Source organism: Sporofaciens sp. SGI.106, from assembly GCF_050314255.1.
In the GTDB taxonomy this organism is placed as follows: Bacteria; Bacillota; Clostridia; order Lachnospirales; family Lachnospiraceae; genus Claveliimonas.
The window spans coordinates 1-323 of sequence record NZ_JBNPMZ010000069.1 but is presented as its reverse complement, the minus strand read 5'-3'; the positions used below and the strand labels follow the sequence as shown (position 1 = coordinate 323).

Genomic DNA, 323 nt, shown 5'->3' with positions numbered 1-323 from the left:
CCCACGCGTTACTCACCCGTCCGCCACTCAGTCACAATACTCTTCATCCGAAGAATCGAAGTAAAGTGCTTCGTTCGACTTGCATGTGTTAAGCACGCCGCCAGCGTTCATCCTGAGCCAGGATCAAACTCTCGTTAAAAAATATCTGTAATCACACCTCAGTGTGATACAAAATCAAGTTTAATCACAGTCAGGAAAACTACTAGCTTTCCTATCCCGTTATTACTGTTTTTAGGTCGACATCTTAAAATGTCTCGTTCTGAATTTTTCTCTTAAAGAAATCTTCAGGGTCGTTGTCTATTGTTCAGTTATCAAGGTTCTTT

Annotated in this window: 1 rRNA gene; it reads right to left on the bottom strand. The window is 41.2% G+C overall.

Annotated elements, in window-relative coordinates:
- A 16S ribosomal RNA gene (locus ACQRCC_RS15615) occupies positions 1 to 139 on the bottom strand; the annotation flags it as partial.
- Between the last annotated feature and the right edge of the window lie 184 nt (positions 140 to 323).